This is a genomic window from Rhizobacter sp. P2_D12 (assembly GCF_056404395.1).
This window is the reverse complement of sequence record NZ_JBFUEB010000034.1, coordinates 1-24,422: the sequence shown is the minus strand read 5'-3', so window position 1 is coordinate 24,422 and position 24,422 is coordinate 1. Positions and strand designations below refer to the sequence as shown.

The 24,422-nt window shown below is 69.2% G+C and carries 28 protein-coding genes and 1 tRNA gene; 16 read left to right on the top strand and 13 right to left on the bottom strand.

What is annotated here, in order from left to right:
- Nucleotides 1-3 precede the first annotated feature (3 nt).
- Together AC1DYN_RS13655 and AC1DYN_RS13650 are read right to left on the bottom strand one after the other, a co-directional pair.
- The gene (locus tag AC1DYN_RS13655) at nt 4-651 is read right to left on the bottom strand and encodes a lytic transglycosylase domain-containing protein (RefSeq protein WP_477960317.1); all 648 of its coding nucleotides are present in this window, start codon (nt 649-651) and stop codon (nt 4-6) included.
- Nucleotides 648-2,393, bottom strand: a complete 1,746-nt coding sequence (locus AC1DYN_RS13650) for a proline--tRNA ligase (RefSeq protein WP_477960315.1) — start codon at nt 2,391-2,393, stop codon at nt 648-650. Before AC1DYN_RS13650 ends, AC1DYN_RS13655 begins: the two co-directional genes overlap by 4 nt.
- A 137-nt stretch (nt 2,394-2,530) precedes the next feature.
- Here AC1DYN_RS13650 and AC1DYN_RS13645 point away from each other — a divergent pair, with 137 nt between their 5' ends.
- Nucleotides 2,531-3,151 (top strand): RNA pyrophosphohydrolase, encoded by a 621-nt coding sequence (locus AC1DYN_RS13645; RefSeq protein WP_477960312.1) that lies wholly within the window; start codon nt 2,531-2,533, stop codon nt 3,149-3,151.
- 4 nt (nt 3,152-3,155) lie between these two features.
- Here AC1DYN_RS13645 and proB read toward each other — a convergent pair whose 3' ends face one another.
- The 4 genes from proB to rplU form a co-directional block, all read right to left on the bottom strand.
- A complete protein-coding gene (proB, locus tag AC1DYN_RS13640) occupies nt 3,156-4,274 on the bottom strand; it encodes a glutamate 5-kinase (protein ID WP_477960311.1) in 1,119 nt (372 codons plus the stop codon).
- A 5-nt stretch (nt 4,275-4,279) separates the two neighbouring features.
- On the bottom strand, nt 4,280-5,347 hold the full coding sequence (gene cgtA / locus AC1DYN_RS13635; protein WP_477960308.1) for an Obg family GTPase CgtA: 1,068 nt from the start codon (nt 5,345-5,347) through the stop codon (nt 4,280-4,282).
- A 78-nt stretch (nt 5,348-5,425) separates the two neighbouring features.
- The gene (gene rpmA / locus AC1DYN_RS13630; protein WP_477960306.1) at nt 5,426-5,683 is read right to left on the bottom strand and encodes a 50S ribosomal protein L27; all 258 of its coding nucleotides are present in this window, start codon (nt 5,681-5,683) and stop codon (nt 5,426-5,428) included.
- A 15-nt stretch (nt 5,684-5,698) separates the two neighbouring features.
- Nucleotides 5,699-6,010 carry a 50S ribosomal protein L21 gene (gene rplU / locus AC1DYN_RS13625; protein WP_477960304.1) on the bottom strand — a complete coding sequence of 104 codons (312 nt, stop codon included), beginning with the start codon at nt 6,008-6,010 and terminating at the stop codon, nt 5,699-5,701.
- 266 nt (nt 6,011-6,276) lie between these two features.
- Here rplU and ispB point away from each other — a divergent pair, with 266 nt between their 5' ends.
- From ispB to AC1DYN_RS13580, 9 genes are all read left to right on the top strand, one after another.
- Nucleotides 6,277-7,218: an octaprenyl diphosphate synthase gene (gene ispB, locus AC1DYN_RS13620; RefSeq protein ID WP_477960302.1), complete on the top strand. Its 942-nt coding sequence runs from the start codon at nt 6,277-6,279 to the stop codon at nt 7,216-7,218.
- A 74-nt stretch (nt 7,219-7,292) separates the two neighbouring features.
- Nucleotides 7,293-7,369: transfer RNA gene (locus AC1DYN_RS13615), tRNA-Pro, on the top strand.
- Between the two features lie 172 nt (nt 7,370-7,541).
- Nucleotides 7,542-9,263 (top strand): type IV-A pilus assembly ATPase PilB, encoded by a 1,722-nt coding sequence (pilB, locus tag AC1DYN_RS13610; protein WP_477960300.1) that lies wholly within the window; start codon nt 7,542-7,544, stop codon nt 9,261-9,263.
- Nucleotides 9,264-9,339: 76 nt separating this feature from the next.
- Nucleotides 9,340-10,563: a type II secretion system F family protein gene (locus AC1DYN_RS13605; RefSeq protein ID WP_477960298.1), complete on the top strand. Its 1,224-nt coding sequence runs from the start codon at nt 9,340-9,342 to the stop codon at nt 10,561-10,563.
- Between the two features lie 9 nt (nt 10,564-10,572).
- Nucleotides 10,573-11,424, top strand: coding sequence for a prepilin peptidase (locus AC1DYN_RS13600; RefSeq protein WP_477960296.1), 852 nt, complete (start codon nt 10,573-10,575; stop codon nt 11,422-11,424).
- A 4-nt stretch (nt 11,425-11,428) separates the two neighbouring features.
- A complete protein-coding gene (coaE, locus tag AC1DYN_RS13595; RefSeq protein WP_477960295.1) occupies nt 11,429-12,037 on the top strand; it encodes a dephospho-CoA kinase in 609 nt (202 codons plus the stop codon).
- Between the two features lie 73 nt (nt 12,038-12,110).
- Complete coding sequence (gene zapD, locus AC1DYN_RS13590) at nt 12,111-12,866, top strand: cell division protein ZapD (RefSeq protein WP_477960293.1); 756 nt, start codon at nt 12,111-12,113, stop codon at nt 12,864-12,866.
- A complete protein-coding gene (locus AC1DYN_RS13585) occupies nt 12,863-13,075 on the top strand; it encodes a DNA gyrase inhibitor YacG (RefSeq protein ID WP_477960291.1) in 213 nt (70 codons plus the stop codon). The genes zapD and AC1DYN_RS13585 overlap by 4 nt, the downstream gene beginning before the upstream one ends.
- 89 nt (nt 13,076-13,164) lie before the next feature.
- Complete coding sequence (locus AC1DYN_RS13580) at nt 13,165-13,857, top strand: hypothetical protein (protein ID WP_477960290.1); 693 nt, start codon at nt 13,165-13,167, stop codon at nt 13,855-13,857.
- Here AC1DYN_RS13580 and AC1DYN_RS13575 read toward each other — a convergent pair.
- On the bottom strand, nt 13,812-14,438 hold the full coding sequence (locus AC1DYN_RS13575; RefSeq protein WP_477960288.1) for a TetR/AcrR family transcriptional regulator: 627 nt from the start codon (nt 14,436-14,438) through the stop codon (nt 13,812-13,814). The two genes, AC1DYN_RS13580 and AC1DYN_RS13575, sit on opposite strands and share 46 nt — an antisense overlap.
- A 128-nt stretch (nt 14,439-14,566) precedes the next feature.
- Between AC1DYN_RS13575 and AC1DYN_RS13570 the strand changes: the two genes are divergently transcribed.
- Nucleotides 14,567-15,739, top strand: a complete 1,173-nt coding sequence (locus AC1DYN_RS13570; RefSeq protein ID WP_477960286.1) for an MFS transporter — start codon at nt 14,567-14,569, stop codon at nt 15,737-15,739.
- A gap of 4 nt (nt 15,740-15,743) precedes the next feature.
- Here the strand turns inward: AC1DYN_RS13570 and soxA are convergent, their stop codons facing one another.
- Genes soxA through AC1DYN_RS13540 form a run of 6 tightly spaced genes read right to left on the bottom strand, consistent with a single transcriptional unit; the run spans nt 15,744 to nt 20,387 of the window.
- Complete coding sequence (gene soxA / locus AC1DYN_RS13565) at nt 15,744-16,502, bottom strand: sulfur oxidation c-type cytochrome SoxA (RefSeq protein ID WP_477960284.1); 759 nt, start codon at nt 16,500-16,502, stop codon at nt 15,744-15,746.
- Nucleotides 16,499-16,819, bottom strand: a complete 321-nt coding sequence (locus tag AC1DYN_RS13560; RefSeq protein ID WP_477960281.1) for a thiosulfate oxidation carrier complex protein SoxZ — start codon at nt 16,817-16,819, stop codon at nt 16,499-16,501. Before AC1DYN_RS13560 ends, soxA begins: the two co-directional genes overlap by 4 nt.
- A gap of 7 nt (nt 16,820-16,826) precedes the next feature.
- A complete protein-coding gene (locus tag AC1DYN_RS13555; RefSeq protein WP_477960279.1) occupies nt 16,827-17,276 on the bottom strand; it encodes a SoxY-related AACIE arm protein in 450 nt (149 codons plus the stop codon).
- Nucleotides 17,273-17,689 carry a sulfur oxidation c-type cytochrome SoxX gene (soxX, locus tag AC1DYN_RS13550; protein WP_477960278.1) on the bottom strand — a complete coding sequence of 139 codons (417 nt, stop codon included), beginning with the start codon at nt 17,687-17,689 and terminating at the stop codon, nt 17,273-17,275. Before soxX ends, AC1DYN_RS13555 begins: the two co-directional genes overlap by 4 nt.
- Complete coding sequence (locus AC1DYN_RS13545; RefSeq protein WP_477960276.1) at nt 17,689-19,887, bottom strand: xanthine dehydrogenase family protein molybdopterin-binding subunit; 2,199 nt, start codon at nt 19,885-19,887, stop codon at nt 17,689-17,691. The genes soxX and AC1DYN_RS13545 overlap by 1 nt, the downstream gene beginning before the upstream one ends.
- Nucleotides 19,884-20,387 carry a (2Fe-2S)-binding protein gene (locus AC1DYN_RS13540; protein WP_477960274.1) on the bottom strand — a complete coding sequence of 168 codons (504 nt, stop codon included), beginning with the start codon at nt 20,385-20,387 and terminating at the stop codon, nt 19,884-19,886. Before AC1DYN_RS13540 ends, AC1DYN_RS13545 begins: the two co-directional genes overlap by 4 nt.
- Nucleotides 20,388-20,526: 139 nt before the next feature.
- Here AC1DYN_RS13540 and AC1DYN_RS13535 point away from each other — a divergent pair, with 139 nt between their 5' ends.
- From AC1DYN_RS13535 to AC1DYN_RS13515, 5 genes are all read left to right on the top strand, one after another.
- Nucleotides 20,527-20,847, top strand: a complete 321-nt coding sequence (locus tag AC1DYN_RS13535; RefSeq protein ID WP_477960272.1) for a c-type cytochrome — start codon at nt 20,527-20,529, stop codon at nt 20,845-20,847.
- On the top strand, nt 20,844-22,124 hold the full coding sequence (locus tag AC1DYN_RS13530; RefSeq protein ID WP_477960270.1) for an NAD(P)/FAD-dependent oxidoreductase: 1,281 nt from the start codon (nt 20,844-20,846) through the stop codon (nt 22,122-22,124). The genes AC1DYN_RS13535 and AC1DYN_RS13530 overlap by 4 nt, the downstream gene beginning before the upstream one ends.
- Before the next feature lie 10 nt (nt 22,125-22,134).
- Nucleotides 22,135-22,554 carry a hypothetical protein gene (locus AC1DYN_RS13525; RefSeq protein WP_477960268.1) on the top strand — a complete coding sequence of 140 codons (420 nt, stop codon included), beginning with the start codon at nt 22,135-22,137 and terminating at the stop codon, nt 22,552-22,554.
- Nucleotides 22,555-22,570: 16 nt separating this feature from the next.
- Entirely contained in the window at nt 22,571-23,035 is a 465-nt protein-coding gene (locus AC1DYN_RS13520; RefSeq protein WP_477960266.1) for a DUF6152 family protein, read from the top strand.
- Nucleotides 23,036-23,067: 32 nt separating this feature from the next.
- Nucleotides 23,068-24,422, top strand: a 1,355-nt coding sequence (locus AC1DYN_RS13515) for a TFIIB-type zinc ribbon-containing protein (RefSeq protein WP_477960265.1), incomplete at its 3' end; no start/stop codon positions are given.

Below are 24,422 nucleotides of genomic sequence, written 5' to 3'. Positions count from 1 at the left end.
CCGTCAGTCCGGTTTGTAGTCCCAGTACTTGCGCGCGCCGAACACCAGGTTCGGATACTCCGGCCGGCCACGGCTGCCGTTGTAGCGGCCGAGTGCCATGTAGAGGTCGCCGCGCTCGATGCCCAGGTAGTGGCGCAGGATCACGCAGCCGAAGCGCAGGTTGGTCTGCATGTGGAACAGCCGGCTCACGTCGCCGTCGCCGATCAGGCGCGCCCAGAACGGCATCACCTGCATGTAGCCGCGCGCACCGACGCTGCTGATCGCGTACTTGCGGAAACCGCTCTCCACCTGCACCAGCCCGAGCACCAGCGCCGGCTCGAGCCCGGCGCGCGTGCTCTCGTACCAGAGCGTGTCGAGGAACTCGACGCGGGTGACGTGCTCGGCCTTGCGCTTCTTGAGCCGGGTGCTCATCTCGCCGAGCCAGCGCAGGTAGAGCAGCCGCGCATCGGTGGTGGCGAAGCTGGGCTTGGGCGGCGCGCTGTTCGCGATCGACGCCGCCAGCGCGGTGCGCACCGCATCGGCCAGGGGCTCCTCGACCTGCGCCCCCGCCCAGGCGCTGCGCATCGGCAGCGCCGCCAGCCACGGGCTCGCGGCCGCCGCGACCAGCCAGCGCCTGCGCGACCTCCCCGGCGAGGGGAGCAACGCGGTCATGAGGCCAGCTTCGCCTTCACGAAGTCGAGCACCTCGGCGGCACCGACCGGCGTCGCCTGCGCATCGGTGCGGCCCTGGTACTCGACCTTGCCTTCCTTCAGGCCACGGTCGGACAGCACCACGCGGTGCGGCACGCCGATCAGCTCCCAGTCGGCGAACATCGCCCCCGGGCGCTCGCCGCGGTTGTCGAGCATCACGTCGATGCCGGCGGCGTCCAGCTGGTCGTGCAGCTGGTCGGCCGCGGCCTGCACCTCGGGCGAACGGTCGTAGCCGATCGGGCAGATCACCACGCGGAACGGCGCGAGCGCATCCGGCCAGATGATGCCGCGCTCGTCATGGCCCTGCTCGATGGCCGCCCCGACGATGCGCGTCACGCCGATGCCGTAGCAGCCCATCTGCATGAGTTGCGGCTTGCCGGTCTCGTCCAGGTAGGTGGCGTTCATGGCCTTGGAATACTTGGTGCCGAGGAAGAACACGTGGCCCACCTCGATGCCGCGCTGGATGGCCAGCAGGCCCTTGCCATCGGGCGAGGGATCGCCCTCCACCACGTTGCGGATGTCGGCCACCAGGTCGGGCTCGGGCAGGTCGCGGCCCCAATTGACGCCGGTCAGGTGGAAGTCGATCTCGTTGGCACCGCAGATGAAGTCGCTCATGTTCGCGACCGTGCGGTCGGCCACGATCTTCACCGGCTTCTTCAAGCCGATCGGCCCGAGGTAGCCCGGCTTGCAGCCGAAGTGGGCGTCGATCTCGGCCACGGTGGCGAAGCGGAAGCCTTCCTTCAGGCCCGGCACCTTGCCGGCCTTCACTTCGTTGAGCGCATGGTCGCCGCGCACGAGCAACAGCCACACCGTGGTCTTCAGCACGTCGCCGGCCTCGTTCTTCTCGTCGGTGGCCAGCACCAGCGACTTCACCGTGCTCTGCAACGGCACGCCCAGCAGCGCGGCGACGTCCTCGCAGGTGCTCTTGCCCGGCGTGGGCGTCCTGGCCATGGGCCGGGTCGGCGTGCCGCGCGACGCAATGAGCGGCACGGCCTCGGCCAGCTCGATGTTGGCGGCGTAGTCGGACTGCGGGCAGTACACCAGCGCATCCTCGCCGGTGTCCGCGATCACCTGGAACTCGTGCGAGCGGTCTCCGCCGATGGCGCCCGTGTCGGCAGCGACGGCACGGTAGGTCAGGCCCAGGCGCTCGAAGATGCGCTGGTAGGCCGCGTACATCTGGTCGTAGCTGCGGCCTGCGCCGGCCTCGTCGCGGTCGAAGGAGTAAGCGTCCTTCATCGTGAACTCGCGGCCGCGCATCAGCCCGAAGCGCGGCCGGCGCTCGTCACGGAACTTGGTCTGGATGTGATAGAAATTCTTCGGCAGTGCCCGGTAGCTGCGCAGTTCCTGGCGTGCGATGTCGGTGATGACCTCTTCGCTGGTGGGCTGGRGCACGAAGTCGCGCTCGTGCCGGTCTTTCAGGCGCAGCAGCTCGGGCCCCATCGCTTCGAAACGGCCGGTTTCCTGCCACAGCTCGGCAGGCTGCACCACCGGCATCAGCAGCTCCACCGCACCCGCGCGGTTCATCTCCTCGCGGATGATGCCCTCCACCTTCCGGATCACCCGCAGGCCCATGGGCATGTAGTTGTAGATCCCGGCGCCCAGGCGCTTGATGAGCCCCGCCCGCATCATCAGCCGGTGGCTGACGACCTCGGCGTCGGCAGGCGCTTCCTTGAGGGTGGAAATGAAGAACTGGGAGGCTTTCATGGGAGATGCGTGGGTGAACGCCGACGAAAAGGACAGCTCAGGGCGGCAGGACCGGCGAGCCTTGAGGGAAAGCCACGGGGTTGATTCCCGTCATGCCGGTGCAATAATGAATTCAACTAAGGAATTTGAGGTTGATTATGCTCGACCGAGAAGGGTTCAGACCCAACGTCGGCATCATCCTGCTCAATACGAAGAACCAGGTTTTCTGGGGCAAGCGGATACGCACCCACTCCTGGCAGTTCCCGCAAGGGGGCATCAAATACGGTGAGACGCCTGAGCAGGCGATGTTCCGCGAGCTTCACGAGGAGGTGGGGCTGACGCAGGACCATGTTCGCATCATCGCGCGCACGCGCGACTGGCTGCGCTATGAAGTACCCGATCACTTCATCCGCCGCGACGCCCGTGGCCACTACCGCGGGCAGAAACAGATCTGGTTCCTGCTGCAGCTCACCGGTCGCGACACCGACATGAACCTGCGCGCCACCGACCATCCCGAGTTCGACGCCTGGCGCTGGAACGAATACTGGGTGCCGCTCGAGGTGGTGATCGAGTTCAAGCGCGACGTCTACCAGATGGCGCTGACCGAGCTTGCGCGCTTCCTGCCGCGCGGCAACCACCACAACCGCTACCTGCGCTCGGGCATGCGCCCGCACCACCGCGACGACGGCTTCGACGATTCGCGCCCGCATGCCGATTCGCAGCCGGCCGATTCGCAACCGGCGTCGCTGGGCGACGACCCGGACGAATCGAAAGGCTGACGCTTCAGCCCAGCACCAGGTTGTCGCGGTGGATCATCTCGGGTTCGCCGGTGAAGCCGAGCAGGCGCTCGAACTCGCTCGACGGCTTGCGCGCGATCAGCCGCGCCTCTGAGCTGGCGTAGTTCGCGAGGCCGCGCGCGATCTCCAGGCCCGACGCCGAGCGCACCGCGATCACGTCGCCGCGGGCGAACTCGCCGTGCACCTCGATCATGCCGATTGGCAGCAGGCTCTTGCCTTCGTCGCGCAGCTTGGCGACCGCCCCGTCGTCGATGACGACCGCGCCGCGCAGTTGCAGGTGATCGGCCATCCACTGCTTGCGAGCGGCCATCTTCTGCGTCGGCGCGGCGAGGGCCGTGCCGATCGCTTCGCCCTGCGTCAAGCGGATCAGCACGTCGGGCTCGCGGCCCCAGGCGATCACCGTGGAGGCGCCGCTGCGCGCCGCCCGCTTGGCGGCCAGCACCTTGGTGATCATGCCGCCGCGCCCGATGCTCGAGCCGGCGCCGCCGGCCATGCGCTCGAGTTCGGGCGCACCGGCCTGGGCCTCGTGGATGAAGCGGGCCGACTCGTCGCGCCGCGGGTCGGCCGAATACAGGCCCTGCTGGTCGGTCAGGATCACTAGCGCATCGGCCTCGATCAGGTTGGCGACCAGGGCACCCAGCGTGTCGTTGTCGCCGAACTTGATCTCGTCGTTGACGACGGTGTCGTTCTCGTTGATGACCGGCACGACGTGCATCCGCAGCAAGGTCAGCAGCGTCGAGCGGGCATTCAGGTAGCGTTCGCGGTCGGCCAGGTCGGCATGCGTCAGCAGCACCTGCGCGCTGCCCATGCCGTAGGCACGCAGCTGGCTCTCGTAGATCTGCGCCAGGCCCATCTGGCCGACGGCCGCCGCGGCCTGCAGCTCGTGGATCGCCTTCGGGCGCACGCTCCAGCCCAGGCGCTTCATGCCCTCGGCGATGGCACCGCTGGACACCATCACGATCTCGCGGCCCTGCGCCGCGATGTGCGCCATCTGCCGGCACCAGTTGCCCACGGCATCGGCATCGACGCCGCGGCCCTCGTTCGTGACCAGGCTCGAGCCGACCTTGACAACGATGCGGCGGGCGTTCTTCAGGGCGTCGGTCATGGCGGTCACTCTTGCGTGGCAGCAGCGTCGAAGCGGGGATCGGGATCGTCCGGAACGACGTTCTTCAAGGCCGCGACATGCTGGTAGATGGCATGCACCAAGTGCTCGCAACCCTCGCGCGTGAGGGCCGAGATCTGGAACACCGGGCCTTTCCACTTGAAGCGCTTGACGAAGTCCTTCACGCGCTTGTCGCGCTCTTCGAGCGGCACCATGTCGAGCTTGTTCAGCACCAGCCAGCGCGGCTTGTCATGCAGCGACTGGTCGTACTTCTTCAGCTCGGTGACGATGGCCTTGGCCTGGGCGACCGGATCGACCGCGTCGTCGAAGGGTGCCATGTCGACCAGGTGCAGCAGCAGGTGGGTGCGCTGCAGGTGGCGCAGGAAGTAGTGGCCGAGGCCGGCGCCTTCGGCCGCGCCCTCGATCAGGCCGGGGATGTCGGCCACGACGAAGCTCTGTTCGGGCGCGACGCGCACCACGCCCAGGTTCGGGTGCAGGGTCGTGAACGGGTAGTCGGCGATCTTCGGCTTGGCGTTCGAGATGGCGGCGATCAGCGTCGACTTGCCCGCGTTCGGCATGCCCAGCAGGCCGACGTCGGCCAGCACGCGCAGCTCGAGCTTCAGCTTGCGCTGCTCGCCGGGCCAGCCGGGCGTCTTCTGGCGCGGCGCACGGTTGGTGCTGGTCTTGAAGTGCAGGTTGCCGAAACCGCCGTCGCCGCCCTTGGCGAGCAGCACCTTCTCGTCGGGCACCAGCAGCTCGGCCAGCACCTGGCCGCTCTCGGTGTCGGTGATGATCGTGCCCATCGGCATGCGCAGCACGATGTCTTCCGCGGCGGCGCCGTACTGGTCGGAGCCGCGGCCGTTCTCGCCGCTGCGCGCCTCGTGGCGGCGCGCGTAGCGAAAATCGATCAGCGTGTTCAGGTTGCGGTCGCCGACGGCGTAGACGCTGCCGCCACGGCCGCCGTCACCACCGTTCGGGCCGCCGAACGGGATGAACTTCTCGCGGCGAAAGCTCATGCAGCCGTTGCCGCCGTTGCCTGCCGCGACATCGATGGTCGCTTCGTCTACGAATTTCATTGGTCTTGCCCAGCAGAAAAAACAAAGCCCCGGCATGCCGGGGCTTCAGCACCACGCGCTGCGTCGTGCAGCTGCAGCTTACGCCGCCTTGACGCTGACCGTCTGGCGGTTGCGCGGGCCCTTGACCGCGAAGCTGACTTCGCCGTCGACCAGCGCGAACAAGGTGTGATCCTTGCCGATGCCCACGTTCAGGCCGGCGTGGAACTTGGTACCACGCTGGCGAACGATGATCGAACCCGCCGGGATCTGCTGGCCGCCGAAGGCCTTGACGCCGAGCATCTTGGGTTGGGAATCGCGGCCGTTCCGGGTGGAACCGCCGCCCTTTTTCTGTGCCATGGTGTAGCTCCTTGATCAGCCGACGATCGAAGTGATTTCGATCTCGGTGTAGTTCTGGCGGTGACCCTGCCGCTTCTGGTAGTGCTTGCGACGACGCATCTTGAAGATGCGCACCTTGTCGTGCCTGCCTTGCGCCACCACGGTGGCCTTCACGCTTGCGCCCGCAACCAAGGGAGTCCCGATTTTCAGATCCGCGCCGTTTCCGACAGCCAGCACCTGGTCGATCGTGATCTCTTGGCCAACATCCGCAGCAATCTGTTCTATCTTGATCTTTTCGCCTGCAGCAACTTTTTCTTGTTTRCCGCCGGTTTTTATGACCGCGTACATATCAGCCCTTTCAGTGAATTTCGCCGTTGGCCCGACTATTGGCCCATTGGACGAACCCTGCAAAAGATGCAGAGCCCGCGAGTCTACCACGCAAGGGTTCATCAGGGAAAGCCCCATGCCGGCCCCGATGCCGGGGCGGCGGCCGCAATCCCCAGCTCCGCGGTCCGTGCGCCACCCCTTCCTATAATTTCGCGCAATCACCCGAGCCCTCCGTGCAGACCTCCACACCTCAACCCTCCCCTCCCGCGCCAGGCATTGCGCAGTTCATGGCATCGGAAATGAGCGAGGTCGACCAGGTGATACGCCAGCGCCTGGCGTCCGAGGTGGCCCTGATCAACCAGATTTCCAACTACATCATCAGCGCCGGCGGCAAGCGCATCCGGCCGATGCTGGTGCTGCTGTTCGCGAATGCGCTGGGTTTTCGAGGATTGGAGCGCTTCGAACTGGCGGCCATCGTCGAGTTCATCCACACCGCCACCTTGCTGCACGACGACGTGGTGGACGAGTCGGAGTTGCGCCGCGGCCGCGCGACCGCCAACGCGCTGTTCGGCAATGCCGCCAGCGTGCTGGTCGGTGATTTCCTGTATTCGCGCGCCTTCCAGATGATGGTGTCGGTCAACCGCATGCGCGTGCTGGAGGTGCTGGCCGACGCAACCAACGTGATTGCCGAGGGCGAGGTGCTGCAGCTGATGAACATGCATGACCCCGACTTGGCGGTCGAGGACTACCTGCGCGTGATCCGCTTCAAGACGGCCAAGCTGTTCGAGGCCAGCGCCCGGCTCGGCGCGGTGCTGTCGGATGCCCCCCCGGAGATCGAGGACGCATGCGCCTCCTACGGCAGGGCGCTGGGCACGGCATTCCAGCTTGTCGACGATCTGCTGGACTACGAAGGCGCGACGGAACAACTGGGCAAGAACGTCGGCGACGACCTGCGCGAAGGCAAGCCCACGCTGCCGCTGCTGATCGCGATGGAACGCGGTTCTGCGCAGGAACGCGCCCTGGTGCGCCATGCCATCGAGCATGGCGAGGTCGACCGGCTGGCCGAGATCGTCGACATCGTGCGCCGCACCGGCGCACTGGAGGCCACGCGACAAGCCGCCCGCGACGAGGCAGGCAAGGCGCGCGCGAGTCTCTTGCCGCTTCCCGATTCGAAACACCGCGAAGCTCTGCTAGAATTGTGTTTTCGATCGATCGACAGGTCGTTCTGAGTACCCGCTTCAGAACAGTTTGATTTGTTGATCACCACGATGACCTGCCGTTCAGGCAGGTTTCCATCGGCGATCGGGGTGTAGCTTAGCCTGGTAGAGCGCTACGTTCGGGACGTAGAGGCCGGAGGTTCGAATCCTCTCACCCCGACCAGTTTTCCTTCCCGTTTCCCTCTCTTCCCCTGTCCTGACGCAATCTGTTGCAAGCCTGCAAGCCGCAGGCCGTGACTTCTTGGGCGCTCCAGCCCGGGCTTCGGTTTACAGTGCCACGTGAATCGGCGATCATCGTTTGATCTCCGCCCTGCCTTATTGCACGAAACCCGCCTGTGGATACTCTTGTCGAATCTCCCCAATCTGCACTGTCCGGCGTGGCGCGGGTCTTGGTGCATGCAGGCAAGCTGAATCCCAAGACGGCAGAAGACCTCTTCAAGACGGCCAAGGAAAAGAAAGCCAGCTTCGTCTCGTCGGTGATTTCCGCAGGCGCCGTGTCGCCCGGCGACCTGGCGCACACGCTGGCCACCGCGCTCGCCCTGCCGCTGCTCGACCTGAACGCGGTCGACCCGCAGAAGCTGCCGAAGAACGTCATCGAGGCGAAACTCGCCGTCCAGTACCAGATCCTCGTGCTGGGCAAGCGCGGCAACCGGCTGTTCATCGGCGGCGCCGACCCCACCGACCAGGAAGCGGCCGAACGCATCAAGTTCGCGACCCAGCTGTCGCCCGAATGGATCATCGTCGAGCACGACAAGCTCGCGAAGATCCTGGAAGCCAGCGGCGCCAGCGCCACCGAATCGCTGGAAAACATCGTCGGCGGCGATTTCGAATTCGACGTCAGCGATGAAGACACGACGGCGGCGCCCGAAAACCAGGAAGTCACCACCGACGTCGAAGACGCCCCGGTCGTGCGCTTCCTGCAGAAGATGCTGATCGACGCGATCAACGCGCGCGCATCCGACCTGCACTTCGAGCCCTACGAGTACCACTACCGCGTGCGCTTCCGCGTCGACGGCGAACTGCGCGAGATCACGCAGCCGCCGATCGCCATCAAGGAGAAGCTCGCGTCGCGCATCAAGGTGATCTCGCGGCTCGACATCTCCGAAAAACGCGTGCCGCAGGACGGTCGCATGAAGCTGAAGTTCGGCAACAAGGCGATCGATTTCCGGGTCAGCACGCTGCCGACACTGTTTGGCGAGAAGATCGTGATCCGTATCCTCGATCCCTCCAGCGCCAAGCTGGGCATCGAGGCCCTCGGCTACGAGAAGATCGAGAAAGACCGCCTGCTCAAGTGCATTGCGCGGCCCTACGGGATGATCCTCGTCACCGGCCCGACCGGCAGCGGCAAGACGGTGTCGCTCTACACCTGCCTGAACATCCTGAACCAGCCCGGCGTCAACATCTCGACCGTCGAGGACCCGGCCGARATCAACCTGCCCGGCRTSAACCAGGTCAACGTCAAYGAMAARGCCGGCCTGACYTTCYCYGYCGCKYTGAAGTCCTTCYTGCGCCAGGATCCCGACRTCATCATGGTCGGCGARATCCGCGACCTGGAAACSGCCGACATCGCGATCAAGGCSGCSCARACSGGCCACATGGTGATGTCGACGTTGCACACAAACGACGCTCCGACCACGCTGACGCGGCTGCTGAACATGGGCGTTGCGCCGTTCAACATCGCCTCGAGCGTGCTGCTGATCACCGCGCAACGCCTGGCCCGCAAGCTGTGCGAGGTCTGCAAGGTGCAGGCGGACTACCCGCGCGAGGCCATGCTGAAGGCCGGTTTTGCCGAGAAGGACATCGACGGCACCTGGCGGCCCTACCGTGCCGTCGGATGCTCGGCCTGCAGCAACGGCTACAAGGGACGCGTCGGCATTTACCAAGTGATGCCCATCACCGAGGAAATCCAGCGCATCATCCTGGCCGAAGGGACGGCGATGGACATTGCCAGCCAGGCGCAGAAGGAAGGCGTGCGCGATCTGCGCCAATCGGGGCTGATCAAGGTCCGCGCGGGCGCCACGACGCTGGAAGAGGTCATTTCCGTCACCAACGAGTGATCCGTGGCGCGCCGCGACCCGCGCGCGTCGAACAACTATTCAACGGGACGAGGACCGGCGCGTTCTCGGAGGCACCATGGCAACTGCAACAGCGGCGAAGAGCAACATCAAGGAATTCGTCTTCGAGTGGGAAGGCAAGGACAAGAACGGCAAGATCGTCCGCGGCGAGATCCGCGCCGGCGGCGAAGCCGTGGTCAGTGCCAGCCTGCGGCGCCAGGGTGTCCTCGTCACCAAGGTCCGCAAGCGTCGCATGGGCGGCGGCCGCTCGATCAAGCAGAAGGACATCGCCATCTTCACGCGGCAGCTGGCCACGATGATGCGGGCCGGCGTGCCGCTGCTGCAGGCCTTCGACATCGTCGCGCGCGGCAGTTCCAATCCGCGGCTGACCAAGCTGCTGACCGACATCCGCACCGACGTCGAGACCGGTACCAGCCTGTCTTCGGCCTTCCGCAAGCACCCGCTGTACTTCGACCTGCTCTACTGCAACCTCGTCGAGGCCGGTGAAGCGGGCGGTATCCTCGAAGAGCTGCTCGATCGCCTGGCCATCTATCAAGAAAAGACGATGGCCATCAAGAACAAGATCAAATCGGCCCTGATGTACCCGGTGGCCGTGCTGGTGGTGGCCTTCGTCGTGATCGCCGTCATCATGATCTTCGTGATCCCGGCCTTCGAGGAGGTGTTCAAGTCCTTCGGCGCCGATCTTCCCGCTCCGACGCTGTTCGTGATGGCGATGTCGAAGGTCTTCGTCAGCTACTGGTGGGCGATCTTCGGCTTCCTCGGCGGCGGCATCTACTTCTTCATGGAGTCGTGGAAGCGCTCCGAGAAGATGCAGAAGGCGATGGACCGGCTGATGCTGCGCATCCCGGTGTTCGGCGACCTGATCAACAAGTCGGCCATCGCGCGCTGGACGCGCACGCTGTCGACGATGTTCGCCGCCGGCGTGCCGCTGGTCGAGGCGCTCGACTCCGTCGGCGGCGCCTCGGGCAACGCCGTCTTCAAGGAAGCCACCGAGCAGATCCAGAAGGACGTCTCCACCGGCGCGAGCCTGACGACGTCGATGACGACCACCGGCGTGTTCCCGACCATGGTGCTGCAGATGTGCGCCATCGGCGAGGAATCCGGTTCGCTCGACGGCATGCTGGGCAAGGCGGCCGAGTTCTACGAGGACGAGGTCGACGAGGCGGTCAAGGGCCTGTCCAGCCTGATGGAACCGTTCATCATCGTGATCCTGGGCATCCTGATCGGCGGCATCGTGGTTTCGATGTACCTGCCCATCTTCAAGATCGGTCAAGTGGTGTGACCGGTCGCGATGGACAAGGAGCTTGCTGACACTTTCCTGAACCCCTTTGCACTGGCCCTCTTCGGCCTGTGCATCGGGAGTTTCCTCAACGTCGTGATCCATCGGTTGCCGATGGCGCTGGAGCGTGGCTGGAAGATCGACAGCGCCGAGATGCTCGGCGTCAAGATCGACGTGCCCGAGCCGATCACGCTGTCGAAGCCGCGCTCGCGCTGCCCATCCTGCGGGCACATGATCGCGTGGCACGAGAACATCCCGGTCATCAGCTGGCTGCGCCTGCGCGGCCGCTGCTCGGCGTGCAAGACGCGCATCTCGGCACGCTATCCGTTCATCGAGCTGCTCACTGCCGCGCTGTTCGCCGCCGTGGGCTGGCGCTTCGGCGCGCAGCCGGTCGCGCTGCTGTGGTGCGCGATGGTGGCCGTGCTGATCGCGCTGGCCGGCATCGACTGGGACACCACGCTGCTGCCCGACAACCTGACGCTGCCGCTGCTGTGGGCGGGCCTGGTCGCGAGCGCACTCGGCTGGACGCTGCCGCTGCCGCTGGCCCTCTGGGGCGCCGTGGCCGGCTACCTGTCGCTGTGGTCGGTCTACTGGCTGTTCAAGCTGACCACCGGCAAGGAAGGCATGGGCTTCGGCGACTTCAAGCTGCTGGCGGCATTGGGCGCATGGCTGGGTTGGCAGATGGTGCTGCCGATCGTGCTCGGCGCCTCGGTGCTGGGCGCGGTGGTCGGCATCGGCATGAAGCTGATGAGTTCGCTGCGCGAAGGCCGCTACGTGCCCTTCGGGCCGTTCCTGGCCGGCGGCGGCATCGTCGTGCTGCTGGCGGGGCAGCAGCGCGTCCTGGGGTGGCTCGGCTGGGCCTGATGGGGTGGCTGCCACGACGCTGCGCATCGGGCTGACCGGCGGCATCGGCAGTGGCAAGAGCACCGTCGCCGGCATGCTGGCCGACCTGGGTGCAGCCCTGATCGACACCGATGCGATCGCGCGCCGGCTGGCGCAGCCCGGTGGCGCGGCGATCGATGCGTTGCGCGCCGAATTCGGTGCCGAGGCCATCGGTACCGATGGCGGCCTCGACCGCGCCCGCATGCGTCAGATCGTGTTCGCCGACCCTGCCGCCAAGGCGCGCCTCGAGGCCATCCTGCACCCGCTGATCGGCATCGAGTGCGACCGCCAGGCGCTGGCCGCCGGCGCGCAGCCCCTCGTGTTCGACGTGCCGCTGCTGGTCGAATCCGGCCGCTGGCGCAGCCGCGTCGACCGGGTGCTGGTGGTCGACTGCAGCGAGGCCACGCAGGTGGCGCGCGTCACGCAGCGCTCGGGTTGGCCCGCCGATGCGGTGCAGGCGGTGATCGGCCAGCAGGCCAGTCGCGCGGCGCGGCGGGCCGCGGCCGATGCGGTGATCTTCAACGACGGATTGAGCCTGGCGGAACTCGCCGCGCAGACCCGCAGTCTGTGGACAAGCTGGACCGCTGCGCACTGAGACGCACCGATGCGCAACCCTGTGGAACAATCCAGCGTCACTTTGTCACACTGAACGCCTGGAAAGCCCGGTTTTGGTCCTGTACGAATACCCGTTCAACGAGGGCATCCGCACGATGCTCCGGCTCGAACACCTGTTCGACCGCCTGGGGCGCCTGCTGCCGCGCGACGAGGCGGTGGACCACCACTACGCGCTGGCGACGATGTTCGAGATCATCGACGTCGCGTCGCGGGCCGACCTGAAATCCGACCTGCTGAAGGAACTCGAGCGCCAGCGTGCGCTGCTGCAGAGCTACCGCGGCAACCCGGCGATCTCCGAGGCCGCGCTGCAGGGCGTGATGGCCCGTGTCGACCATGCCTTCAACGGGCTGAACCAGCTGCCCGGCAAGGCCGGGCACGCGCTGAACGCGAACGAATGGCTGATGAGCATCCGCAGCCGCATCAGCATCCCCGGCGGCACCTGCGAGTTCGACCTGCCGKCCTACTWCGCCTGGCAGCAGCGCGATGCCGCGAGCCGGCGCGCCGACCTGTCCGGCTGGATCGCCACGCTGACCCCGCTGGCCGAGGCCCTGAGCGTGCTGCTCGGGCTGCTGCGCGATGCCGGCGTGCCGCACAAGGTCGTCACCCAGGGCGGCCAGTACCAGCAAAGCCTGCCGGCCGGCCGCGTCTACCAGCTGCTGCGCGTGCGCATCGATGGCAGCCAGCAGATCGTCCCCGAGATCAGCGGCCACCGCCTGATGGTGATGGTGCGGCTGATGCGCCAGGACGCCGAAGGCCGGCTCAAGCCGGCCGCGGTCGACACCACCTTCGAACTGACCCTCTGCGCATGAGCAGCAGCAACAGCCCCAAGCCGCGCCTGGTGCGCTGCCCCACCTGCGGCGGCGACAGCGTCTACTCGAGCGACAACCCGTTCCGCCCGTTCTGCAGCGAGCGCTGCAAGAACGTCGACTTCGGCGCCTGGGCCAGCGAGAGCTACCGCGTGGCCGCCCCGCCCCCGCCCGGTGCGGGCACCGGGCAACCGCAGCACGAGGACGACTGAACGCAGTCCGTCACATCGTGCGAACTGGCGCAGTTTCGGCACGCTGATCGTCGCCTTCGACGCGCGGGTTCCCGGTTCAATGGGAAGCCATGTGGAAGTGCCTTGCCGTTGTGTTCGCCCTGGCCTGCAGTTCGCTGCCGGGCCAGGCCGCCGACCTGACCGAGCTCGAGACCCGCTGGCTTCAGGCCGGCTGGCCGGTCGTCAGTTACGCGCGCCAGCAGGCGCTGCCGCTGGACATCGTCGTGCAGCCGGCCGCCAGGCCCGGCGAACCGCCGCTCGCGATGGGCTTCGTCGACGCCCGCTGCAAGCTGGTGCTGTCGATGCGCGGCAATCCCGATGCGCAGGCCACGCTGGACGACATCCCCGCCGAACTGCTCGGGCCGGTGGTCGAGGCGATGACGGCGCACGAGCTGGGCCATTGCTGGCGCTACGTGCAGGGGGCCTGGCACACGCCGCCGGCCGGCTTCACCGATGCGCACGACACCGCGGCCGACGATGCCACGCTCGCCGCGATGAAGCGCGACATGCGCGCGACCCGCTGGGAGGAGGGGTTCGCCGACCTGGTCGGCCTGGCCTGGACGCAATCCCGGCATCCGGCGCAGTACCGCGCGGTGCACGACTGGTTCGAGCGGTTCCGGGCCGACCAGCCGGTTCCCGGCGCCCACCATGACACCCGCGCCTGGCTGCGGCGCGCCGCCGACCCGGCGATGCTGCGCCAAGGCGCCACGCCCTTCGATCAGGCGATGCCGGTCTGGCGCAGCGAGGTCGACGCAGGCCCCTGAGGCGCACGCACGGCAGCTGCCTTCATGCAGCCATCGACCCAGCGCCCGACCAGCGCCAAGGTCGCCGGCGCCGGCCCCCACAGGGCGCGGTAAATGATGGGGGCCACCAGCCCGTCCATCACCGATTCGACCTCGGGCACCGCCTCGCCGCGCGCCATGCCGCGGTGCACGATCACCTCGATCTGCGCGGCGGTGAACTGGGCGCACTGGCACGCCCCGGTGCCCTCGCCGACGGTGCCGGTGGACAGCACGTCCTTCAGCATCGCGAGACCCACCTCCGACGACATCTCTTCGTGGAACTGCTCGGCCCAGGCCGACAGGTCGCCGCGCACCGAGCCGGTGTCGGCCGGCTCGCCGTCGGGCCGCATGCGCTCGACCGACACGTCGGACAGCAGCTCGGCCAGGTCGCCCCAGCGACGGTAGATGGTCGATGGCGTGACGCCGGCACGCGCGGCGATCAGCGGCACCGTCAGCGCCGCCCGGCCGTGCTGGTCGATCAGCTCCCGGGTGGCCTGGTGCACCGCCGCCTGCACGCGGGCACTGCGCCCCCCCGGGCGCGGACTGGTTCGCGAAATGTTCATGCCGCCATGCTAACGCAAAGGATTTGCTTTAGTCGCGGAACGGGATCACAATGACTTAACGCAAAGAAATTGCGTTAATCAAGGAATCGATCATGTCGACGCCCAGTCCCGTTCTTCCCGTCCCCCCGATGCCCGCATCGCGCCCTCGCCTTGGCGCATCGGCCTCGCTGGGGCTGACCGTGTCCATCGTCGTGAGCTTCCTGGCCGCCTCCAGCGCACCGTCGCCGCTGTACGCGCTGTACCGCGAAGCCTGGGGCTTCAGCGCCCTGGCGCTGACCGTCATCTTCTCCAGCTACGCCTTTGCGCTGCTCGGCGCGTTGCTGGTGTTCGGCGCGCTGTCGGACCACCTCGGCCGGCGCCGCGTGATCGTCGCATCGCTGCTGGTCGAGCTGGTCTCGATCGCGCTGTTCTGGGGTGCCGAGTCGGCCGGCTGGCTGCTCGCGGCGCGCGTCGTCCAGGGCCTCGCGACCGGCATGGCCACCAGCGCACTGAGCGCGATGCTGCTGGACCTGAGCCCGGCGCGCGGCGCCCTCTTCAACAGCGTGGCGCCGATGATCGGCATGGCGGTCGGCGCGCTGGGCACGAGTGCACTGGTGCAGTTCGCGCCCGCGCCGACCCGGCTGGTCTTCGACCTGTTGCTGCTGCTGCTCGGCGGGCAGCTGGTCGCCGCGCTGTTCCTGCCCGACACCGTGAAGCCGCGCCCCGGCGTGTGGGCCTCGCTGAAGCCGCAGGTCAACATCCCGCCGCAGGCGCGTGCCACGCTGTGGCGCATCCTGCCGCTCAACACGGCCGGCTGGGCCCTGGGAGGCTTCTACCTGTCGCTCGGCCCGACGCTGGCGAAGCTCGTGACCGGCACGGCCACGCCGCTGGCCGGCGGGGCGCTGATCGCGACACTGGTGCTGGCGGGCGCCGGCGCGATCCTCGTCGTTCGCCTGCACCCGCCGCGTGCGGTGCTGGCCGGCAGTGCGCTCGCGCTGGCCGGGGGGCTGGCGCTGACGCTGGTGGGCGTGCATGCCGCCTCCGCGGCCCTGTTCTTCGGCGGCACGCTGGTCGCCGGGCTGGGCTTCGGCGCCGGCTTCAACGGTGCGGTGCGCAGCCTGGTGCCGCTGGCGGCGCCGCACGAACGCGCCGGCTTGATGTCGGGTTTCTTCGTGCTCAGCTACCTGGCGTTCAGCGTGCCTGCCATCGCCGCCGGCCTGTTCACCGGTTGGTTCGGGCTGCATGCGACGACGCTGGGCTACGGCAGCCTGCTGGTCGCGATGGCGGTCACCGCCTACGCCGCGATGCCCCGGCAGCGTTGAAAGCTCAGGGGCGCACGGCAGGCGATTCCAGCGCCATGCCGCGGTCGCGCCACGCGAGGTACAGCGACAACTCGACCAGCGCGGCCGACCCGGCCGGCCACGGCTCGGCGCGCACGCCGGTCATGCAGTTGCGCAGCCGGCGCTGCAGCGAGCCCAGGCCCTGCCACTCCAGCCGATACAGCGGGTAGCCGTTGGCGTGCCCCTCGGGAATCGGGCTGCCGGCCAGGCGCTGCCCGGCGCGCTCGTCGTGGCACTGCGCACACGACAGGTTCAGCTGGCCGATGCGCTCGCGCCAAGCCGCCTCGCCGCGCACGCGGAACGGCTGCAGGCGCTCGTCGGCCGGCGGTGCGACCGGCAGCCCGCGCGACTGCAGGGCCACGTGGCTCTCGAGGGCCAGCAGGTCCTGCTGCTCGACCGGCAGTGCCGTGGCGCCCTGGTGCCGCTCGCGGCACAGGTTGATGCGCTGCGCCAGGTCGACAGGGTGCTGCAGCGTCTCGTCCCAGGCCGGGTAGCGCGCCGCGACACCGCGCATCGACACGCGCGCATCGCCATGGCAGCCGGCGCAGGATGCAGCCGCCGGGCCGGGCGCGCGCTCCCACAGCGCGGCACCGTCCTGCACCCACAGCATGCCGGGGTTCTGCGCGTCATCGCGCTGCATCGCCCGGGTCTGCGGGCTCATGTCCTCGAAGCCGGAGCGGCGCGCCGGCTGCGCGGCCGCCCCGAGCGCGGCCAGCAGCAGAAGCAGCCCGGGCACCCGCGTCATGTCACGGCCAGCGCCACCGTCTCCGTCTGCGCGAAGCCGTGGTCGCCTTCCCAGCTGAAACTCAGCGTGCCACTGTCGGTGGCGACGGTGAAGAACGAGACGTACGGATTGGCCGCCACCGCGGCGAACAGGTCGGCACTGAACACCAGGTCGCCGTTGTAGCGGCAGCTGAAACGCGTGATCAGGTTGCGCGGCAGCAGCAGGCCATCCGCCCCGGGGCGGAAGCCGGTCTCCATCGGGTGCGCGATCAAGGCGCGCAGCTCGATGACCTCGCCGCGTTTCGCGGTGGCCGGTGAGGTGATCAGCGTGCGGGCCATCGCGGCGCTACTCCAGGCACGCGGCCAGCGTCACCAGCACGTCGACGCTGTGCGACCAGAAGGTGCCGTCGCTCAAGCGCGCCACCGCCACCAGCTGCTGCGAGGTCGCCAGGCGAATGCGCGTCGCCACCACCGCCTTGCCGGCACGCGGCCCGAGCGTGAAGCGCACCACGTCGCGCTGCGGGTTGCGCTCGTTGAACACCGCGATGCCGGTGACGTGCTCGGCCGCCGTCATCGGGCTGTCGACGCTGATGGTGACCGGCACGCCGTTGCCGTTCTCCACCAACGGCGGGATGTCGAACCTGAGCTTGCCTGTCTTCACCGGTGCACCGGACGCGTAGTTGGCGATGGCCGACTGCATCTCGAAGGCCGTGGCCTGYGCCGGCCGCACCAGCAATGCCAAGCCGCCGGCTGCACCGAGCTGCAACAGTTCGCGGCGCTGCAATGCGGGCTTCATTGCAGCGTCACCAGCCACGCAACCACATCCTCGACCTGCTGCGCATCGAGCACCGGCCGCCCCTGCCACGCCGGGCCCACGCGCTGCAGCCCGGTGGTGTCGTGGTACGGCGGCATCAGGGTCTGCGGGTTCAGCCGCCGCGCATCGACGACCCGCAGCCGCAGCTGCGCGGCCGACCAGCGCGCGCCGGCGCCGGCCAGGTCGGGCGCGAGATTGCCCTGGAAACGTTCCTCGGCGATCGGCGCCGGGTGGCACAGCAGGCACAGCCCGGCCTGGCGGCTCGCGACGATCGCACGGCCGCGCTGCGGGTCGCCCGGCGCATCGGTCAGCGGCGCCGGAAGGCCGTCTCGCGGCCCCGGCGCCGCGCAGGCCGCCAGCAGCATCGCCGCCGCCCACGGCGCCGTCGCGCGCATCACGCCGTCTTCAGCGAGTGGTTCTTCAGCGGCAGGTCGCGGATGCGCTTGCCGGTGGCCGCGAAGATCGCGTTCAGCACCGCCGGCGCCGCGACCGCGATGGTCGGCTCGCCGACCCCGCCCCAGAACCCGCCCGACGGCATCACCACCGTCTCGACCTTCGGCATCTCGTCCATGTGCAGCACCGGGTAGCTGTCGAAGTTGGTCTGTTCGATGCGCCCGTCCTTCACGGTGCAGCCGCCGTACAGTGCCGCCGACAGGCCGTAGACGAACGAGCCTTCGACCTGGGCCTCGATCTGCTGCGGGTTCACCGCGTAGCCCGGGTCGGTGGCCGCGACGATGCGGTGGATCTTCAGCTTGCCGTCCTTGGCCACCGACACCTCGGCCACCGCCGCGACGTAGCTGCCGAAGCCCATGGTCTGCGCGATGCCGCGGTACACGCCCTTCGGCAGCGGCTTGCCCCAGCCGGCGCGCTCCGCGGCAGCGTTCAGCACCGCCAGGTGCTTCGGGTGCGCGGTCATCAGCTTGCGGCGGAACGCCAGCGGATCCTGCTTCGTCGCATGCGCAAGCTCGTCGACGAAGCACTCGAGGTAGATGGTGTTCTGGTTCAGGTTGACGCCGCGCCAGAAGCCCGGCGGCACGTGCGGGTTGCGCATCGCGTGGTCGATCAGCAGGTTCGGCACGCCGTAGCCGATCGACGCCTCGGGCCCCGGCGCATTGAGCCCCTGGAACACCACCGGGTCCTTGCCGTCGCGGATGTTCTGCGGAAACACGCCGGCCAGGATCGACTGCCCCGAGATCCGCATGTGCAGCGCCGTCAGGTTGCCCTTCGCGTCCAGCCCGGCGCGCAGCTTGCACTGCGTGATCGGGTGGTAGCGGCCGTGGGTCATGTCTTCCTCGCGCGACCAGATCAGCTTGACCGGCGTGCCGGGCATCTCCTTCGCGATCGCCACCACCTGGTGCACCCAGTCGTGCACCGCGCCGCGACGGCCGAAGCCGCCGCCGAGCAGCAGCTTGTAGACCTCGCATTGCGAGGCCGGCAGGCCCGAGGCCTCGGCGGTGGCGGCATGCGCGGCCTCGCCGTTCTGCGTCGGCGTCCAGACCTCGCAGCGCGCCGGCGCGCCGCCCGCGGCCGGCGTGAACTTCGCCGTCGCGTTCATCGTCTCCATCGTCGCGTGGTTCTGGAACGGATACGAGTACACCGCCTCGATGGTGCGCGCCGCCGACGCCAGCGCGGCGCGCGCGTCGCCGTTCGCGTTGCCGACTGCCGCCTCGGGGGCGTCCARCCCGGCCTTCAGCGTCGCGGCGATGTCGGCGCTGCCGATCTTCGCGTTCGGGCCTTCGTCCCACACCACCGGCAGCGCGTCGAGCGCCGACTTGGCGCGCCACCAGGTGTCGGCCACGACGGCCACCGCGCTGTCGCCGACGCGCAGCACCTTCTTGACGCCCGGCTTGTTGGCGATCGCCGCGGCATCGAAGCTGGCCAGCTTGCCGCCGAACACCGGGCAGTCGCGGATCGCCGCGTTCAGCATGCCGGGCAGCTTCAGGTCGGAGCCATAGACCTGCGAGCCGTCGAGCTTGCCGCGCGTGTCCAGCCGCGCGAGGCGTTTGCCGGCGAGTTTCCAGTCCTTCGGGTCGCGCAAGGCCACGTCGGCCGGCGGCGCGAGCCTGGCCGCGGCGAGCGCGACCTTGCCGTACGTGGTGCTGCGCCCGCTCGCGGCGTGCGTGATGACGCCCTTGTCGACCCGGCATTCGGCGGCCGGCACCTTCCAGTCGTCGGCCGCGGCCTGCAGAAGCATCGTGCGTGCGGTGGCGCCGCCCTTGCGCACGTAGTCGTGCGATTCGCGGATGCCGCGGCTGCCGCCGGTCGAGAAGTTGCCCCAGGCGCGCTTGCGCGCAAGGCTCTGCCCGGGCGTCGGGTACTCGGTCTTCACGCGCGCCCAATCGCAGTCGAGCTCTTCGGCCACCAGTTGCGCGAGCCCGGTCAGCGAACCCTGGCCCATCTCGGAGCGGGCGATCCGGATCACCACCGTCTCGTCCGGCTGCACGACGACCCAGGCGTTGATCTCCGGCGCGGCCGCGGCCGGCGTGGCGGCCTGTGCAGCGGCCTCGTCGATGAACGGGATGTGGAACGCGACCACCAACCCGGTCGCACCCGAGCCGGCGAGGAAGCTGCGGCGCGACAGTACCGCGCTCATGACGCGCTCCCTTCGACGTGCTGGATGTTCAGCCCGGCGCTCTTCGGGTCACCGCCCTGCGCCGCCGCCTTGATCGCCGCGCGCACCCGGTTGTAGGTGCCGCAGCGGCAGATGTTGGTCATCGCGTCGTCGATGTCGGCATCGGTGGGCCTCGGCTTGGCCTTCAGCAGCGCGGCCGCGGCCATGATCATCCCGGACTGGCAGTAGCCGCATTGCGGCACGTCGAGCAGGGCCCAGGCCTTCTGCGCCGGGTGCGACGCATCGCGCGACAGGCCTTCGATGGTGACGATCTTCTCGTCCGGCCCGACCGTCGACACCGGCCGCACGCAGCTGCGCGTGGGCACGCCGTCCAGGTGCACGGTGCAGGCGCCGCATTGCGCGATGCCGCATCCGTACTTGGTGCCGGTCAGGCCGAGCTGCTCGCGCAGCACCCACAGCAGCGGGGTGTCGGGCTCGGCGTCGAAATCGCGAGGGCTGCCGTTGACGTTCAGGCTGGGCATGTCTTGTCTCCCTGGGGATGAGCGCGGAGCATCTCTCAGGAGGGTCGCAGGCCGAAGCCCCTGACGCGCAAAGGGGACGAAATCCGTAGGTTACTGTCCGGCCTCCAAGATGCCGGACCCGCGTGGAGGAGACACCCGCATGACTTCGCTGCACTTCGGCACCGCCGCCTGGCTCGCGCTGGCCCTGGCCGGGGCCGCCCGGGCCCAGTCGACGGCGGACGCGCTGCAACTGCGCTCGCTGGCCGCCACCTGCGCCGCCTGCCACGGCACCGACGGACGCGCGGTGGCCGGCGCGGCGATGCCGGCCCTGCAAGGGCGCAGCCGCGACGAGCTGCTGGCGCAGCTGAATGCCTTGCGCGACGGCAGCCGGCCGTCCACCGTGATGCAGCAGATCGCGCGCGGCTACACGCCGGCGCAGCTGGCGCAACTGGCTGCGTACTTCGCGGCCCCGGCGCCATGAAGCGCCGCGAACTGCTGGTGGGTGCCGGCGCGCTGGGCCTGGCCGCCTGCGCCGCCCCGCCCGTGCTGCCGGGCCGCGCGCAGGTGGTCGTCATCGGCGGCGGTTTCGGCGGYGCGACCGCGGCGCGCTACGTGCGGCTGCTGTCGCAGCAGCGCGTCGACGTCGTGATGATCGAACCGCAGCCGCGCTTCGTCTCGTGCCCCGGCTCCAACCTCGTGCTCGCCGGCACGCGCCGRCTGGGAGACCTGACGCTGTCGTACGACGCGCTGACCGGCCGCCACGGCATCACCTGGGTGCGCGACGAGGCGAGCGCCATCGACACGGCGCGCAAGCGCGTGACACTCGCGTCGGGCGCGTCCATCGGCTACGACAAGCTGGTGCTTTCGCCCGGCATCGAGCTGATGTTCGACGAGGTGCAGGGCTTGCGCCAGGCGCACGACGACGGCCGCCTGCTGCAGGCCTGGAAGGCCGGCCCCGAGACGCTGGCGCTGCGGCGCCAGCTGGAGGCGATGCCCGATGGCGGCGTGTTCGCGATCGCGATCCCCGAATCGCCGTTCCGCTGCCCGCCCGGGCCGTACGAGCGCGCCAGCGTGGTCGCGGCGTATTTCCGGCGCGCCAAGCCGCGTTCGAAGGTGCTGGTCCTGGATGCCAACGCCGACGTCGTCTCGAAGCCGGCGCTGTTCAAGGCCGCATGGCGCGAGCTGTACCCCGGCATGGTCGAGTACCGGCCGCAGCACAAGGCGATCGGCGTCGACGCGGCGCGCGGCACCGTGCGCATCGAGCTGCAGGACGACGTGCGCGCCGACGTGCTGAACGTGCTGCCGCCGATGCGCGCCGGCGCGCTGGCGGTGAACAGCGGGCTGGCCAATGCGGTGAACCGCTGGTGCCGCGTCAACTTCATCGACTTCGGCTCGACCGCGGCGCAGGACGTGCACGTGCTGGGCGACGCGATCCAGATCGCGCCGGGCATGCCCAAGAGCGCGCACATGGCGAACGCGCATGCCAAGGTGGCGGCGGCGGCCATCGTCGCGCAGTTGTCGGGCGTCGCGGTCAATGCACACCCGGTGCTGACCAACACCTGCTACAGCTTCGTCGACGACGCGAACGCGATCCACGTCGCGAGCGTGCACGAGTACGTCGCGGCCGAGTCGACCTTCAAGCCGGTCGCCGGCGCGGGCGGCGTCTCGGCGCAGCGCAACGAGGCCGAAGCGGCCTATGCCGCGGCCTGGGCGCAGAACATCTGGGCCGACACGCTCGGCCTCGCACCCGGAACCTGAGCCTGCCGGCATGTGGTCGCGCCTGGCCTCGCACCCCTGGGCCTACCCGGCGCTGGAGACCTTGCACGTGATCGGCATCGCGATGCTGTTCGGCGGGCTGCTCGTCTTCGAGCTGCGGGCCCTGGGCGTGGGCCGCGCGCTGGGCGTGGCGGCGCTGGCGCGGCTGACGCTGCCGGCCGCGCTGGCGGGCTTCGGGCTGTGCGCGCTGACGGGCCTGGCGATGTTCGCGACCCAGCCGCAGGAGCTGCTGGCCAACCCGGCCTTTCGCACCAAGCTGCTGCTGATCGTGGGGGCCGGCGTCAACGCGCTGTACTTCCACCTGCGCGGCGGGCTCGCCGCCGAAGACCGGCTGGGGCGCTTCCAGTGCCTGCTGTCACTGGGGTTTTGGGTCGCGGTCATCATCTGCGGTCGCTGGATCGCCTACGTCTGATCCCGGGGAGACTGCCATGCAACGACGTTCCGTTCTCGCCGCGCTGTCCGCCTTCGGCCTGCCGGCGCTGGCCCACCACGGCTGGAGCAGCTTCGACCAGGAACGCCCGCTCTACCTGGCCGGTCGCGCCGGCAAGGTGTCGTGGCGCAACCCGCACGTCGAGCTCGAGCTCGAACTGCCCGAGCGCCTGAGCCTGCCGCCCGACCTCAAGCAGCGCCCGCTGCCGCGCCAGAGCGCCGAAGTGGACGGCGAGGCGCTGCTTGCCAAGGCCACGCTGCCGACGCGGCGCGACCGCCGCTGGGAGATCGAGCTCGCGCCGCTGACGCGCATGCAGGCCTGGAGCATCGACGAGATCAAGCCCGGCACCGAGCTGTCGGTGCTGGGCTTCACGCATCCCGGCGAACAAGGCGATGCGGTGCTGCGCGCCGAGTACCTGTTCGTCGGCGGCAAGGCCTACGGGCTGCGCTCAGCGCCGGCCTGATCGCCCGGACCACCACAAGGACGGGGAGATCCATGGAGGAGGTTGTCGCGACCGGTCCGGCGCCCGCCAGGCACATCGCCTGCCCGCGCTGCGCCGCGCCGATGCGCGTGCTGTCCTTGTCGTCGCACAAGGGGCAACCGGTCACGGTGGAGCATTGCCCCGGCTGCCGCCTCGTGTGGTTCGACGCGTTCGAATCCGTCCAGCTCGACAGCTTCGGCTGGGTGAGGCTGCTGCGCGAAATGGAAGCCGGCACGGGCCGCCCGCTGGCCGAGGCCCAGGTCGCGCACCCGGCCTGCCCGACCTGCGCCGCGACGCTGAAGCAGGTGCAGAACCGCTCGCGCTTCGGCCTCTTCGCGGCGCTGGAATGCCCACGCCGCCACGGCCACCTGCACAGCCACAGCGGCCTGCTGGCCGAGCGCGGCCTCGTGCGCCCGCTGGGCGTGGCCGAGCGGCGCGCGCTGGCACAGGAGAAGCACGCGCTGCACTGCCTGAACTGCGGCGGCGCGGCCTCGGCCGGCGACGACCACTGCAGCTACTGCGGCACCGCGTTGGTGGTGATCGACATGCCGCGGCTCGCACACTCGCTGCGCCTGCAGCTGGACGGCATGGGCGCATCGCCGCAGGCGATCGGCCGTGCCACCGCATGGCCCTGCCGGGCCTGCGGCGCGGCCCTCGACCCGGCGCGCGACACCCGATGCGCGCACTGCGGCCACATCGTCGTCGCGCAGAACCTGCCGGACATCGATCCCTTGCTGGAAGCGGCCGAAGCCGATCTCGCCGCCGCGGCGGCGGTCGAAGCGAAACGGCTGGCGCGCTATCCCAGCACGCAGCGCCCGCGCCGTGCCGCTGCACCGATCCAGGCGCCCTCACGCGCCGCCCGGCGCATCCGCCAACTGATGCTGTCGGGCTGGACGCCGTTGCTGATCGCCGGGGCCGCCGCGCTCGCCATCGTGTCGTTCGTCTTCGCCGACCTGCACTGGCCGGCACGCCCACCGCTGGAGGCGCTGCGCGGCCAGCGGCTGGGCGAGCGCCCGGGCTCGGCGTGGGTGCTGCTGCCGGCCTGGCGCAGCCTGCAGCCCGACGACCGCAACGGCCTGCAGGCGCTGCGCCGCGGGCTGCTGGCGGTCCATCTGCGCCAGCTGGGGGGCGAGCACCTGCCGGCCACGACCACGCTGGGGCAGGTCATCGACGGCACGCTGCCGCCATCCCGGCGCCAGGGCGACGTGGCCGCCCGCTGGCATGCCGAGCTGTCGCGCGCACTGAAGCCGGAACCGGCCGCCACCGAGCCGCCGCTCGGCGAGGAAGCCGCCGCGTTCGGCGGACGCCTGTCGCCGGCGGCGCCGGACGTGTGGATCCAACCCGAGTCGCGCGCCGCCGCCCTGTGGGC